Annotated in this window: 11 protein-coding genes; 7 read left to right on the forward strand and 4 right to left on the reverse strand. The window is 70.0% G+C overall.

What is annotated here, in order from left to right; genetic code table 11:
- The first annotated feature begins 66 nt into the window (after positions 1-66).
- Positions 67-957 (forward strand): LysR family transcriptional regulator, encoded by an 891-nt coding sequence (locus tag ACZ7IB_RS07340; RefSeq protein WP_383976119.1) that lies wholly within the window; start codon positions 67-69, stop codon positions 955-957.
- 86 nt (positions 958-1,043) lie between these two features.
- On the opposite strand, the gene ACZ7IB_RS07345 is transcribed toward ACZ7IB_RS07340, so the two are convergent.
- Positions 1,044-1,379, reverse strand: a complete 336-nt coding sequence (locus ACZ7IB_RS07345) for a WhiB family transcriptional regulator (RefSeq protein ID WP_093893461.1) — start codon at positions 1,377-1,379, stop codon at positions 1,044-1,046.
- A gap of 413 nt (positions 1,380-1,792) precedes the next feature.
- Between ACZ7IB_RS07345 and ACZ7IB_RS07350 the strand changes: the two genes are divergently transcribed.
- From ACZ7IB_RS07350 to ACZ7IB_RS07365, 4 genes are all read left to right on the forward strand, one after another.
- A complete protein-coding gene (locus ACZ7IB_RS07350; protein WP_003948568.1) occupies positions 1,793-2,404 on the forward strand; it encodes a response regulator transcription factor in 612 nt (203 codons plus the stop codon).
- Between the two features lie 296 nt (positions 2,405-2,700).
- Positions 2,701-3,276 carry a sigma-70 family RNA polymerase sigma factor gene (locus tag ACZ7IB_RS07355; protein ID WP_148838753.1) on the forward strand — a complete coding sequence of 192 codons (576 nt, stop codon included), beginning with the start codon at positions 2,701-2,703 and terminating at the stop codon, positions 3,274-3,276.
- 128 nt (positions 3,277-3,404) lie between these two features.
- Complete coding sequence (gene guaB, locus ACZ7IB_RS07360; protein ID WP_114246150.1) at positions 3,405-4,907, forward strand: IMP dehydrogenase; 1,503 nt, start codon at positions 3,405-3,407, stop codon at positions 4,905-4,907.
- A 105-nt stretch (positions 4,908-5,012) separates the two neighbouring features.
- Positions 5,013-6,137 carry a GuaB3 family IMP dehydrogenase-related protein gene (locus ACZ7IB_RS07365; RefSeq protein WP_072486665.1) on the forward strand — a complete coding sequence of 375 codons (1,125 nt, stop codon included), beginning with the start codon at positions 5,013-5,015 and terminating at the stop codon, positions 6,135-6,137.
- A gap of 79 nt (positions 6,138-6,216) precedes the next feature.
- Here the strand turns inward: ACZ7IB_RS07365 and ACZ7IB_RS07370 are convergent, their stop codons facing one another.
- Positions 6,217-6,819, reverse strand: a complete 603-nt coding sequence (locus tag ACZ7IB_RS07370) for a hypothetical protein (RefSeq protein WP_470909937.1) — start codon at positions 6,817-6,819, stop codon at positions 6,217-6,219.
- Between the two features lie 128 nt (positions 6,820-6,947).
- The gene (locus tag ACZ7IB_RS07375; protein WP_470909939.1) at positions 6,948-8,210 is read right to left on the reverse strand and encodes a nucleotide sugar dehydrogenase; all 1,263 of its coding nucleotides are present in this window, start codon (positions 8,208-8,210) and stop codon (positions 6,948-6,950) included.
- A 300-nt stretch (positions 8,211-8,510) separates the two neighbouring features.
- Between ACZ7IB_RS07375 and ACZ7IB_RS07380 the strand changes: the two genes are divergently transcribed.
- Complete coding sequence (locus ACZ7IB_RS07380; RefSeq protein ID WP_470909940.1) at positions 8,511-10,217, forward strand: glycerol-3-phosphate dehydrogenase/oxidase; 1,707 nt, start codon at positions 8,511-8,513, stop codon at positions 10,215-10,217.
- 6 nt (positions 10,218-10,223) lie between these two features.
- Here the strand turns inward: ACZ7IB_RS07380 and ACZ7IB_RS07385 are convergent, their stop codons facing one another.
- Positions 10,224-11,303 carry a serine hydrolase domain-containing protein gene (locus ACZ7IB_RS07385; protein ID WP_470909941.1) on the reverse strand — a complete coding sequence of 360 codons (1,080 nt, stop codon included), beginning with the start codon at positions 11,301-11,303 and terminating at the stop codon, positions 10,224-10,226.
- A gap of 120 nt (positions 11,304-11,423) precedes the next feature.
- Between ACZ7IB_RS07385 and ACZ7IB_RS07390 the strand changes: the two genes are divergently transcribed.
- Entirely contained in the window at positions 11,424-13,388 is a 1,965-nt protein-coding gene (locus ACZ7IB_RS07390) for a serine/threonine-protein kinase (protein WP_470909943.1), read from the forward strand.
- Positions 13,389-13,516: the final 128 nt, after the last annotated feature.

Consider the following 13,516-nt stretch of genomic DNA (forward strand, 5'->3'; position numbering starts at 1 on the left):
CACTCCACCCTCAAAGATGCGCGTCAATAACTCGCACGCAACCCAAGAATCGCTTATGGTTGAGTTGTGATCGAAGCCCGTCATCTCCGTGTCCTGCGCGCCGTGGCCGCCACCGGCTCGTTCTCCGCCGCCGCCCGCGAACTGGGCTGCACCCAGCCGGCGGTCAGCCAGCAGATGAAGGCACTGGAAGCCTCTGCGGGGACCACCCTGCTGATCCGTACGGGACGCGAGATGCGGCTCACTCAGGCGGGCGAGGCCCTCGTCCGGCACGCCTCCGGAATCCTCGCCGGGCTCACCGCCGCCGAGGAGGAGGTTGCTGCGATCGCCGGGCTGCGGGCAGGCCGGGTCCGGCTCGTCTCGTTCCCCAGTGGCAGCTCCACACTGGTCCCCGGCGCCCTCGCGGCGCTGCGCGCGGCCCACCCCGGCACCCGGGTCTCCCTGGTCGAGGCCGAGCCGCCGCGCTCGGTCGAGATGCTGCGAGAGGGCGATTGCGACATCGCGCTGGCGTTCCGTTACGGCGCCTCCGGTGCGGAGTGGGACGACCTGGTCGTACGCCCGTTGCTCACCGACCGGCTGATCGGCCTGGTCCCCGAGGGGCACCGGCTGGCCGGTTCGGCCGCCGTCGGCATCGCCGAGCTGGCCGACGAGTCGTGGATCGCGGGCTGCCCGCGCTGCCGCCGCCAGCTGGTGGAGGTCTGCGAGGAGTCCGGCTTCACGCCCCGGATCGACTTCGCCACCGACGACTACCCGGCAGTGATCGGCCTGGTCGGCGCCGGTCTGGGGGTGGCCGTGCTGCCGGAGCTGGCAATCGAGTCGGTACGCCCCAAGGGGGCCCGTACGGTGACGGTGGAGCCGGCCATCGAGCGCGAGATCGTCGCCCTGACCCTGCCCGACCTGGCCCAGGTGCCGGCGGTGGCGGCCACCCTCGACCGGCTGTCCCTGGCGGCCGCCCGCTGAGCGGGCCTGCCTGTGGCCCGGCCCCCCTCGGTGGCCGGGTGAAATGCGGAAACGTTTTTGTATTTGTTGTGCCGGGCGGGGTGGGATCAGCCGTGCCCCGACGGGGACGGAAGGCCCGACGGCGCCGCTGCCGCGATCAGCCGGTTGCGGGCCCGTCCCATGAGCTCCTCGCGTTCGTCCTCGGTCAGCCCGCCCCACACTCCGTAGGGCTCTCGCACCGCCAGTGCGTGTGCTGCGCACTCGGCACGTACCGGGCATCGCATACAGACCTCTTTCGCCGAGTTCTCGCGGGCGCTCCGTGCCGCCCCGCGTTCACCTTCCGGGTGGAAGAACAGCGAGCTGTCGACCCCGCGGCAGGCCGCCAACAGCTGCCAGTCCCACAGATCGGCGTTGGGTCCGGGAAGCCGGGAGAAATCTGCCATTGCTTGTCCCCTCGAAACCATGCTGAGTCGGAATCGTCGTTGTCGTCCGTTGTTGACCGTGCCCATGACATTTACTTCTACGGTGTAAGTAGATGTAAATATGACTGATTGCGAATCTAGCCACAGACACCAGTAAAAGGGAAGAAAACCCGCCAAATAGGGCATACCTTCATGTGAAGTTTCGGTTGACGGTTGGATGATCCGCGTCGCTCTCCTCCGTGTGCGGGTCCTCACGTAGAGTGCCGAACTCGGCCGTCCGACCCGTAACTCTTTCGAGTGACCATCGTTGAGAGGGCGGAGGCGGTTGACAGAAAAAGCGATCGGGCAGATGTCCGAGAGCGTCAACCGCTCAGGTGACGACTTGTAACAGCCTGGAGGCTCAAGGTGACGCGCATCAGCTGCGGAGGACGGTCATGACATCCGTCCTCGTCTGCGACGACTCCCCGCTTGCCCGAGAAGCGCTCCGTCGCGCGGTCGCGACCGTGCCCGGCGTCGAGCGTGTGACGACGGCGGCCAACGGCGAGGAAGTCCTCCGCCGCTGGGGCGCCGACCGTTCGGATCTGATTCTGATGGACGTACGCATGCCCGGTCTGGGGGGTGTGGAGACGGTCCGGCGGCTGCTCTCCGCCGACCCCGGCGCCAGGATTATCATGCTGACCGTCGCCGAGGACCTGGACGGTGTCGCGCTCGCGGTCGCCGCCGGTGCCCGCGGCTATCTGCACAAGGACGCCTCCCGCGCGGAGCTGCGGGCCACCGTCACTCAGGCGCTGGCCGATCCGACGTGGCGGCTCGCCCCCCGCCGGCTGCGGTCGGCCGAGATGGGTGCGGCGCCGACGCTCACCGCGCGTGAGATCCAGGTGCTCGAAGGAATGAGCCACGGCCGCTCGAACGCCGAGATCGGCCGTGAGCTGTTCCTCTCCGAGGACACGGTGAAGACGCACGCCAGGCGTCTGTTCAAGAAGCTCGGCGCCTCGGACCGGGCGCATGCCGTGGCGCTCGGCTTCCGCTGGGGCCTGGTCCGCTGAGGACCGGCCATGGCCGGCAGTCCTCGATTCCCCGTCCGCACACCGGCGGACGGGGCGATGTGACCGACGTGCGCGGGGCGGGCTCCGCCCCGCCGGTGGAGCCCTCCGCGCCGGCGGTATGTGACGCTTCCCGGCCGATGCCGCATCCTTGAGATGTGGAGTTCCTCGGGAACGATTCGGTCGAGCGGAAGGGGAGGGCGCAGGACATGACTTCCGGCGCACCCGCTCATAACGCTTCGGTGCACAACTACGGACCCGGCGGCACGGATGACGCGGCTCCGGGGCAACATGGTCCGATGCGCGACGACGAGACGACAGCGATCGGTGCACTGGTGCACCGTGCCGTCGAGGGCGACGCGCAGGCCACCCATGATCTGCTGGCCCATGTCCACCCCCTCGCGCTGCGCTACTGCAGGTCCCGGCTGAACCGGCTGCCCGGTGATGCTCGCCACTTCGTGGAGGACCTGGCGCAGGAGGTCTGTGTCGCGGTGCTGATGGCTCTGCCGCGCTACAAGGACACCGGCAGACCCTTCGAAGCCTTTGTCTTCGCCATCGCGGGCCACAAGGTCGCCGATCTCCAGCGGGCCGCCATGCGGCACCCGGGATCGACGGCCGTGCCCTCCGACGAGATGCCCGAGCGGCCGGACGATTCGCTCGGGCCCGAGGAGCGCGCACTGCTCAGCAGCGATGCGGCCTGGGCCAAGAAGCTTCTTGCCAACCTCCCGGACAACCAGCGTGAGCTGCTCGTTCTGCGGGTCGCGGTCGGTCTGACCGCCGAGGAGACCGGACAGATGCTGGGCATGTCTCCGGGTGCGGTCCGGGTCGCTCAGCACCGGGCGCTCAGCAGGCTGCGGGCCCTCGCGGAGCAGTGAGCCGGGCCCTGCCCGGGTCCTGTACGAAGTTACAGAACCGCTAGGTGATCTTGCTCGTGGAATGAGACACCCCCGGAGGCCGTTAGCATGGACATCCGCACCGATCAAGGCTATTTGGGGAAGGTGTCATGACTGCAAACGTCGACGGAGTGCCCGAGAAATTCGCGACGCTCGGGCTGACATACGACGACGTGCTGCTGCTGCCCGGCGCGTCCGACATGACGCCCGACCAGATCGATACCTCCTCGTACATCTCCAAGAACGTGCGGGTGAACATCCCGCTGCTCTCCGCCGCGATGGACAAGGTCACCGAGGCCCGCATGGCGATCGCCATGGCCCGGCAGGGTGGCGCCGGTGTGCTGCACCGCAACCTCTCCATCGCCGACCAGGCCAACCAGGTCGACCTGGTGAAGCGCTCCGAGTCCGGCATGGTCACCGACCCGATCACGGTGCACCCGGACGCGACGCTGCGCGACGCCGACGAGCTGTGTGCCAAGTTCCGTATCAGCGGTGTCCCGGTCACCGACGGCGCGGGCAAGCTGCTCGGCATCGTCACCAACCGTGACATGGCCTTCGAGTCGGACCGCACGCGCCAGGTGCGCGAGGTCATGACGCCGATGCCGCTGGTCACCGGCAAGGTCGGCATCTCCGGCGTGGACGCCATGGAGCTGCTGCGCCGCCACAAGATCGAGAAGCTTCCGCTGGTCGACGACGCGGGGGTCCTCAAGGGCCTCATCACCGTCAAGGACTTCGTCAAGGCCGAGCAGTACCCGAACGCCGCCAAGGACAAGGAAGGCCGGCTGCTGGTCGGCGCCGCCGTGGGTGTCGCGGGCGACGCGTACGAGCGGGCCCAGGCGCTCATCGAGGCGGGCGTCGACTTCATCGTCGTCGACACCGCCCACGGTCACTCCCGGCTGGTCGGCGACATGGTCGCCAAGATCAAGTCGAACTCCTCGGTCGACGTCATCGGCGGCAACATCGCCACCCGTGACGGCGCCCAGGCGCTGATCGACTCGGGCGTCGACGGCATCAAGGTCGGCGTGGGCCCCGGCTCCATCTGCACCACCCGCGTCGTCGCCGGCATCGGCGTCCCGCAGGTCACCGCGATCTACGAGGCCTCGCTCGCCGCCAAGGCGGCCGGTGTCCCGGTCATCGGTGACGGCGGCCTGCAGTACTCCGGCGACATCGCCAAGGCCCTGGTGGCCGGTGCGGACACCGTGATGCTCGGCTCGCTCCTCGCGGGCTGCGAGGAGTCCCCGGGCGAACTGCTCTTCATCAACGGCAAGCAGTTCAAGTCGTACCGCGGCATGGGTTCCCTCGCCGCGATGCAGACCCGTGGCGACCGCAAGTCGTTCTCCAAGGACCGCTACTTCCAGGAGGGCGTCGCCTCCGACGAGAAGCTGGTCCCCGAGGGCATCGAGGGCCAGGTCCCCTACCGCGGCCCGCTCTCCGCGGTCGTCCACCAGCTCACCGGCGGTCTGCGCCAGTCGATGTTCTACGTCGGCGGACGCACCGTCCCGGAGCTCCAGGCCAACGGCCGGTTCGTCCGGATCACCTCGGCGGGTCTCAAGGAGAGCCACCCGCACGACATCCAGATGACGGTCGAGGCGCCGAACTACAGCAGGAAGTAACGCAACAGCGCAGCTGAGGGGCGGCCCGGGGTTCCCGGGACCGCCCCTCAGCCGTGTGTCGGGGATACTGGACAACGCAGACGTAGAGGGAAAGGCCACACCATCGTGACTGAGATCGAGATCGGGCGCGGCAAGCGCGGCCGCCGGGCGTACGCATTCGACGACATCGCCGTCGTTCCGAGCCGTCGTACCCGCGACCCGAAGGAGGTCTCGATCGCCTGGCAGATCGACGCCTACCGTTTCGAGCTGCCGTTCCTGGCGGCCCCCATGGACTCCGTGGTCTCCCCGCAGACCGCGATCCGCATCGGTGAGCTGGGCGGCCTCGGTGTCCTCAACCTCGAGGGCCTGTGGACCCGGCACGCCGACCCGCAGCCGCTGCTCGACGAGATCGCCGAGATGCCCGTGGAGTCCGCGACCCGCCGCCTCCAGGAGATCTACTCCGCTCCGATCCAGGAGGAGCTGATCGGGCAGCGCATCAAGGAGGTGCGCGACTCCGGTGTCGTCACCGCCGCCGCGCTCTCCCCGCAGCGCACCGCGCAGTTCTCCAAGGCCGTCGTCGACGCGGGTGTGGACATCTTCGTCATCCGCGGTACGACGGTCTCCGCCGAGCACGTCTCGGGTGCGGCCGAGCCGCTCAACCTCAAGCAGTTCATCTACGAGCTGGACGTCCCGGTGATCGTCGGCGGCTGCGCCACGTACACCGCAGCCCTGCACCTGATGCGTACCGGTGCGGCCGGTGTCCTGGTCGGCTTCGGCGGCGGCGCCGCGCACACCACGCGCAACGTCTTCGGTATCCAGGTCCCGATGGCGACCGCGGTCGCCGATGTGGCCGGGGCCCGGCGCGACTACATGGACGAGTCCGGCGGCCGGTACGTGCACGTGATCGCGGACGGCGGCGTCGGCTGGTCCGGCGACCTGCCGAAGGCCATCGCCTGTGGTGCGGACGCCGTGATGATGGGCTCCCCGCTGGCCCGCGCGACGGACGCGCCGGGCCGCGGCCGCCACTGGGGCATGGAGGCCGTCCACGAGGACGTGCCGCGCGGCAAGCTGGTGGACCTGGGCTCCGTCGGCACGACCGAGGAGGTCCTCACCGGTCCTTCGCACACCCCCGACGGTTCGATGAACATCTTCGGTGCGCTGCGCCGGGCGATGGCGACGACGGGGTACAGCGACCTCAAGGAGTTCCAGCGCGTCGAGGTGACGGTGGCGGACTCGCAGCACCGCCGCTGATCGCTCTCGGCAGCACGGAAGGAGGCCCGGACCGCAGGCGCGGTCCGGGCCTCCCGTATGTCGTGGGCGACGGCTTCGATCAGTCGGACACCTTGCGCGCGGCCGAGAAGGCCACGACGCCGGCGATCACGATGAAGACGAAGGTCAGCGGGTCCGCGTCTTCCTTCCACACCTTGTTCAGGTCGCTGAAGTGGTCGAAGAAGATCTCGCTGACCGAGAGCGGGAGCTGCTTGCTGATGATGATGGCCTCACCGAGCAGCTGGCCGAAGTAGACACCGATCAGCGCGAGGACGGCGCTGATGACCGGCAGGACGGGGTTGCGGCCGCCGAGCTTGCCCGCGGCGAAGCCGACGATGGCGCCGACACCCACGGCCGCGTAGCCGATCTCGTGCTTGGTGGCGCCGACGATCCCGCCGTAGATGCCCGCGGCGACGAGGGCCGCGACGACGGCGGCGATCAGGCCGAGGCCCAGGTTGTTGCGGGCCGGGGCCGGCGGGGCGAACGGTGCGCCGCCGAACGGAACGCCGGGCTGACCGGGCTGGCCGTACGGACCGGGCTGCTGGCCCGCGAACGGGTTGCCGGTCGGGGCGGCGGGCTGGCCGGGCTGCTGGCCTGCGTACGGGTTGCCGCCGGCAGGCTGGGCGCCGTTCGGCTGGTTCGCCGGTGGCACGGGCTGGCTCATGGTGGAATCCCCCCTGGGACGGAAGCGCACGACTGTGCGAGAAGTGACGCCGCAGGCTAGCAGCCGCCTACGACATCGCCCACCGAAATCCTTGGGGAGCTCTTCACCGACCCTTGGGAACCCTTTTCTCACAACCGGTGTGCGGCCCCCGCCGGGGTCGCGCCCCGGGTGTCCAGGAGGAGCTGGGCCTTCACTGCGAGGCCCTGGAGATCGTACGTACGGTGGTGCTGGAGCAGCACCGTGAGGTCGGCGCTCGATGCCGCCTCGTACAGCGAGTCGGCGCGCGGGACCGGGAGTTCACGCACCCGCCAGTCCAGGACATGCGGGTCGTGGTAGCCGATCTGGGCGCCCATGTCCATCAGCCGGGTCGCGATCTCCCGGGCGGGGGAGGCCTCCTGGTCGGCGAGGTCCGGCTTGTAGGTGACGCCGAGGAGCAGCACCCGGGCGCCGCGCACGGACTTGCCGTGCTCGTTCAGGAGGGTGGCGCAGCGCTGGATCACATACTGCGGCATCCGGTCGTTGATCTCCTGGGCGAGCGAGACCATCCGCAAGGGGTGGCCCGGGGTGCGGCTGTTGTAGGGGAGGTAGCCCGGGTCGACGGGGGCGCCGTGGCCGCCGACGCCGGGGCCCGGACGGAACGGCTGGAAGCCGAAGGGCTTGGTCTCGGCGCATCTGATGACGTCCCAGAGGTCGACGCCGAGATCGTGGCAGAGCACCGCCATCTCGTTGACCAGGGCGATGTTGACGTGCCGGAAGTTGGTCTCCAGGACCTTCGTCATCTCGGCCTCGCGCGGCCCGCGGGCCCGGACGACCTTGTCGGTGAGCCGGCCGTAGAAGGCGGCGGCGGATTCCGTGCAGGCGGGGGTGAGGCCGCCGATGACCTTGGGGGTGTTGGCGTAGACGTGGGTCCTGTTGCCGGGGTCGAGGCGGCTGGGGGAGTAGGCGAGGTGGAAGTCGCGTCCGGCGCGCAGCCCCGAGCCCTCTTCGAGGAGGGGCAGTACATAACTCTCGGTGGTGCCGGGCTGCACGGCCGATTCCAGCAGGACGGTGGTGTGCGGGCGCAGCCGGGCGGCGAGCGCGCGGGCCGCGTCGCCGACGGCGGTGAGGTCGAGGGTGCGGTCGGCGCCGAGCGGGGTGGGCGCGCAGATCACCGCGGTACGGACCCGGCCCAGTTCGGCCGGGTCGGTCGTGGGCCGGAAACCCCCCGAGAGCATCCGGCGCACGTCCGAGGCGGTGAGCGACCCCTCGACGGGGGTGTGGCCCGCGGCGAGTTCCGCGTAGGCGCGTGGGTCGGTGTCGTAGCCGACGGTCTGGACACCGGCGGCTACGGCGGTTTGGGCGAGGGGCAGGCCGAGGTGGCCGAGTCCGATGACTGCGAGGTCTGCGGGCATGTGGATGGGCCGTCCTTCCCTTGGACCGACCGGCAGATGGAGGGCGCCACCCTCCGTTTGCCGGTCGGTCCAAGACCATGAGAGCAGAAAGCGCAACCGCTGGGGACAGCGCAATGTCAGACTAGGCGTAAATATGACCTATATGTCGCATTGTGAGGCCTCAGCCGTCCTGGTGTTGTCCACAGGCGGTGGCCGAAGTCGTGTACGGCGGACAGAATCGAGAGGTGGGCACGGGTCGCCCGACCGCTCGGTCGGGTCGCACCGCGTGTCGGACCACCCCGATCTACCCGGGAGGCAGCAGTGAGGACAGCGACACTGGGACCTGCGGAGCGCGCCGAGGCGCTTGCCGCGATGGCCGAGCGCGAACTGGACGTGCTGGTCGTGGGGGCGGGCGTGGTCGGCGCCGGTACGGCGCTGGACGCGGCGACAAGGGGACTCTCGACCGGCCTCGTCGAGGCGCGCGACTGGGCCTCGGGCACATCGAGCAGGTCGAGCAAGCTGATCCACGGCGGGCTGCGGTATCTGGAGATGCTCGACTTCGCGCTCGTCCGGGAGGCGCTGAAGGAGCGCGGGCTGCTCCTGGGACGGCTGGCCCCGCATCTGGTGAAGCCCGTGCCGTTCCTCTATCCGCTGCAGCACAAGGGCTGGGAGCGGCTCTACGCCGGTTCCGGCGTGGCGCTCTACGACGCGATGTCGGTGTCGTCGGGGCATGGCCGCGGCCTGCCCGTCCACCGGCATCTCTCCCGCCGCCGCGCCCTGCAGGTCGCCCCGGCGCTGCGGAAGGACGCCCTGGTCGGGGCGTTGCAGTACTACGACGCGCAGATGGACGACGCCCGCTATGTGGCGACCCTGGTGCGCACCGCCGCCGGATACGGCGCCCATGTGGCGAACCGGGCACGGGTGATCGGCTTCCTCCGGGAGGGTGAGCGGGTCGTCGGCGCCCGCGTGGAGGATGTCGAGGCGGGCGGGGAGTACGAGGTCAGGGCCAAACAGGTGGTCAACGCGACCGGGGTCTGGACGGATGACACCCAGGCGCTGATCGGGGAGCGCGGGCTGTTCCACGTCCGGGCGTCCAAGGGCATCCACCTGGTCGTCCCGAAGGACCGCATCCACTCCTCGACCGGCCTGATCCTGCGGACCGAGAAGTCCGTCCTCTTCGTCATCCCGTGGGGGCGGCACTGGATCGTCGGGACGACGGACACGGACTGGGACCTGGACAAGGCGCACCCGGCGGCGTCCAGCGCCGATATCGACTATCTGCTCGAACACGTCAACTCGGTCCTGGCCACACCCCTGACCAGGGACGACGTCCAGGGCGTCTACGCGGGGCTGCGGCCGCTGCTGGCCGGCGAGTCGGATGCGACCAGCAAGCTCTCGCGCGAGCACACGGTGGCGCACCCGCTGCCGGGCCTCGTGGTCGTGGCGGGCGGCAAGTACACGACGTACCGGGTGATGGCGAAGGACGCCGTGGACGAGGCGGTGCACGGCCTCGACCAGCGAGTGGCGGAGTGCGTCACCGAGGACGTTCCGCTCCTGGGCGCGGAGGGATACCGCGCGCTGTGGAACGCCCGGGCGAGAATCGCGGCCCGTACGGGGCTCCATGTCGCCCGGGTGGAGCATCTGCTCAACCGCTACGGCTCCATGACGGAGGAGCTGCTCGATCTGATCGTCGACGACCCGGCGCTGGGCGAGCCGCTGCCGTCGGCGGACGACTATCTGAAGGCCGAGATCGTCTACGCCGCCTCGCACGAGGGGGCCCGCCACCTCGACGACGTACTGACCCGCCGGACCCGGATCTCCATCGAGACCTTCGACCGGGGCACGCTCAGCGCCCGGATCTGTGCGGAGCTGATGGCGCCGGTGCTGGGCTGGGACGCGGGGCAGATCGACCGGGAGGCCGAGCACTACGAGAAGCGGGTGCAGGCGGAGCGGGAGTCGCAGCGGCAGCCGGACGATCTCACGGCGGACGCCGCACGGCTCGGGGCGCCGGACATCGTGCCGCTCTAGGCCAGGTCAGGTGTGGGATGCGCGGCCGCAGAACTCCGCGTCGAGGAGCGCCGGTTCGAGTGTCGTCGCAGCGGTCAGGGTGTCCGTGTCGATGCGGTACGTCAGGGTGTGCCGGCCGTCGCGCGTGGCGGCGGTACGGACGTAACTGCCTGCTATGTGGCCGTTGTGGCCCCAGACGGTGGTGCCGCAGGAGAGTTTCTGCGGATAGATGCCCAGGCCGTAGACGCCGTGCGTGGCACCGGTGTTCAGCAGGGTCGCCAGCTGGGCGGGCGGGAGGAGACGCCCGCCCAGCAGCGCCGCGTAGAAGCGGTTCAGATCGGTGAGCGTGGAGATCAGCTCCCCGGCCGCACCTGCCGTGCGCGGGTCGAGCGCGGTGACATCGCGCAGGCTGCCGTCGGCCGGGTCGCGGGCATAGCCGCGGCCGTGCGGGGCGGGCAGGGAGGTACGGGCGCCTGGCAGGGAGGTACCGGTGAGACGGAGGGGGGTGATGATGCGGTGGCGGATCTCGGTGGCGTAGTCGTGTCCGGTGACGCGCTGAACGACGAGTCCGAGAACGACGTAATTGGTGTTGGAGTAGGCGTAGCCGCCGGGGGCATTCGTCGGACGGTGAGCCATGGCGACACGGACCGCGGCGGTGGCGGAGACGGGGTGGGCGGAGGTGTCGGCGGTGTAGTTGTAGAGGCCACTGGTGTGGCTGAGCAGGGCGCGCAGGGTGATGCGGCGGCCGTCGTTGCCGTTGCCCTGGATCAGGCCCGGCAGCAGTCGGTCGACGGTGTCCGAAAGCTGCAGCCTTCTCTCCCGGGCGAGTTGGAGTACGACCGTCGCGACGAAGGTCTTGGTGATGCTGCCGGCCCGGAACCGGTCCGTCCTGCGGATGCCCGGGCCCGTCGAGCGATAGGTGTCGTACGGTGCGGAAGAGGCGCGATGGGCCAGCAGTGCCGCCGTGGGAGCACCGCCCCGGGCGACGAGCCGGGGAAGATAGGCCGCTGCGGGCGTGAGGTGTGGTTCGCTGGGCAGGGTTGCTGTTCCCAGGCCGAGCAGCGCTAGCAACAACGGGGTGGCGAGCAGCGCCCTGAGTGTCGGCATGGCGGGGAATCCCTTCCTCGGGCCACATCATGACGGGCCTGTGGACCCGGCACCACGGCCGGTCCCGGGGTGAGGGACAATGAACGCTCTGCCAGGGCGGGTTGATCGCAGAGGGGACGCATGTCGGAGGCGGAGCAGGCACGGGAGCCCCAACGGGACAAGGACGGACGTCTTCTTGCGGGGCGGTACCGGCTCGGGGAGGTGCTCGGCCGGGGCGGTATGGGCACGGTCTGGCGTGCCGTCGACGAGACGCTGGGCCGCACGGTCGCGGTCAAGGAGCTGCGGTTCCCTTCGGCCATCGACGAGGACGAGAAGCGCCGGCTCATCACGCGCACGCTGCGTGAGGCGAAGGCGATCGCCAGGATCCGCAACAACGGCGCAGTGACGGTCTACGACGTGGTCGACGAGGACGACCGGCCGTGGATCGTGATGGAACTCATCGAGGGCAAGTCCCTCGCCGAGGCCATCCGCGAGGACGGGGTGCTGACACCGAAGCGCGCCGCCGAGGTCGGGCTCGCCATCCTCGACGTGCTGCGATCGGCGCACCGCGAGGGCATCCTGCACCGCGATGTGAAGCCGTCCAACGTACTGATCGCCGAGGACGGCCGGGTCGTGCTGACCGACTTCGGTATCGCGCAGGTCGAGGGCGACCCGTCGGTCACCTCGACGGGCATGCTCGTCGGCGCCCCGTCGTACATCTCCCCGGAGCGCGCCCGGGGGCACAAGCCGGGACCGCCCGCCGACCTGTGGTCGCTCGGCGGACTGCTGTACGCCAGCGTCGAGGGCTCCCCGCCGTACGACAAGGGGTCGGCCATCGCCACCCTGACCGCGGTGATGACCGAGCCGCTCGACCCGCCGAAGAACGCCGGTCCGCTGGAGGAGGTCATCTACGGCCTGCTCGCCAGGGACCCCGATCAGCGGCTCGACGACGCCGGTGCGCGCGCCTTGCTCAACGGCGTGATCCACGCTCCCGAGAAGCCGGACCCGGTGGTGCCCCCGCCCGCCGACGCCACCCAGATCATGGCGCTGCCCGGCCAGGCCGCCGAACCGGGCACCAAGGCGGCGTCGAAGTCCGGGGAGTCGGGCGAGGGCGCCCGGGACCGGCTGCGGGGCGCACTGCGCTCCGCACGGAACGCGAAGGCGACACCCGCCGCAGCGGTGGGTGCGGCCGCAGCATCGAGCACTGCGCCGCCCCCTCCCTCGACTGCTCCCTCGACTGGTTCCTCGAAGCCTGCCCGGCCTTCGGCTCCGGCGAAACCGGCCGCGGCCTCCGCCGCCGTACCGTCGCCGCGTCCCGCCACGTCGCCGACCACCCCGCCCCGTGCTTCCCTCACGGACGTGGTGTCGCGCCGCACCCTGGCGATCATCGCGGCCGTGATCGTGCTCGCCGTGATCGGTACGGTCCTCGCCCTCACGCTCGACGGAGGCGGCAAGGACGACGCGAGCGGCGGCAATGGCAAGGACGGCAAGTCCACCTCGGCCGGGGCCTCGACGACCGGCGGCTCCGCGGACACCGAAAGCGGCAGTGGCGGTGACAAGGCCCAGGGCCAGGGCGACAACCAGGGCAAGGGCGACAACTCGGACAAGGGGTCTGGCGGTTCGAAGGGTGACGCCGCTGACGCGCTGCCCGCGGGATACGGAGCCATCAAGAACAAGCAGTTCCACTTCGCGATGGCGATGCCCGAGGACTTCCGGCTCACCGACACAGCCGGTCGTAACTCCGGTGGCATCTACAACGTCGACAAGGGCGCCTTCCCGCGCGTCCAGGTCGACTACACCGATTCGCCCGGCGACGACGCCGCCGCAGCCTGGAACGCCGCAAAGGGCGCCGTCGCGGCCAGCAGCAACGGCTACCGCCACCTCGGCGTGAAGGCGGTCCAGTACAACGGCTACCCGACCGTCGCCGACTGGGAGTTCGAGCGCACCCAGCAGGGTCAGCCGGTCCGGGTGCTGAACCGGGGCTTCAAAGTCGATGCCACCCACGGCTACGCGATCATGATCAGCTGCAAGGTGAGCGAGTGGGACAGCAAGGAGTGCCGGACGCTGCGCAAGGCCGCGTTCGACACGTTCGAGCCCACCGACTGATCCATGGGGTGAAAAGGGCCGGGATGTGCCGACCCTGACGCGCGGCCGTCACTTGCCACGTATCGTGAGAGCCTGAAGACCGTACGCAGCCGCAACGGCGCGTCAATTGCACGGTAAGTGACCGCAAT

Source organism: Streptomyces sp. NPDC037301 (genome assembly GCF_055602785.1).

Excerpts from the sequence above, each read along its gene's own strand:
- ACZ7IB_RS07385 (WP_470909941.1), bottom strand. The coding sequence starts at position 11,303 with ATGCCGACACTCAGGGCGCTGCTCGCCACCCCGTTGTTGCTAGCGCTG.
- ACZ7IB_RS07370 (WP_470909937.1), bottom strand. The coding sequence starts at position 6,819 with ATGAGCCAGCCCGTGCCACCGGCGAACCAGCCGAACGGCGCCCAGCCT.
- ACZ7IB_RS07375 (WP_470909939.1), bottom strand. The coding sequence starts at position 8,210 with ATGCCCGCAGACCTCGCAGTCATCGGACTCGGCCACCTCGGCCTGCCC.
- ACZ7IB_RS07355 (WP_148838753.1), top strand. The coding sequence starts at position 2,701 with ATGCGCGACGACGAGACGACAGCGATCGGTGCACTGGTGCACCGTGCC.
- ACZ7IB_RS07345 (WP_093893461.1), bottom strand. The coding sequence starts at position 1,379 with ATGGCAGATTTCTCCCGGCTTCCCGGACCCAACGCCGATCTGTGGGAC.
- ACZ7IB_RS07350 (WP_003948568.1), top strand. The coding sequence starts at position 1,793 with ATGACATCCGTCCTCGTCTGCGACGACTCCCCGCTTGCCCGAGAAGCG.
- ACZ7IB_RS07390 (WP_470909943.1), top strand. The coding sequence starts at position 11,424 with ATGTCGGAGGCGGAGCAGGCACGGGAGCCCCAACGGGACAAGGACGGA.
- guaB (WP_114246150.1), top strand. The coding sequence starts at position 3,405 with ATGACTGCAAACGTCGACGGAGTGCCCGAGAAATTCGCGACGCTCGGG.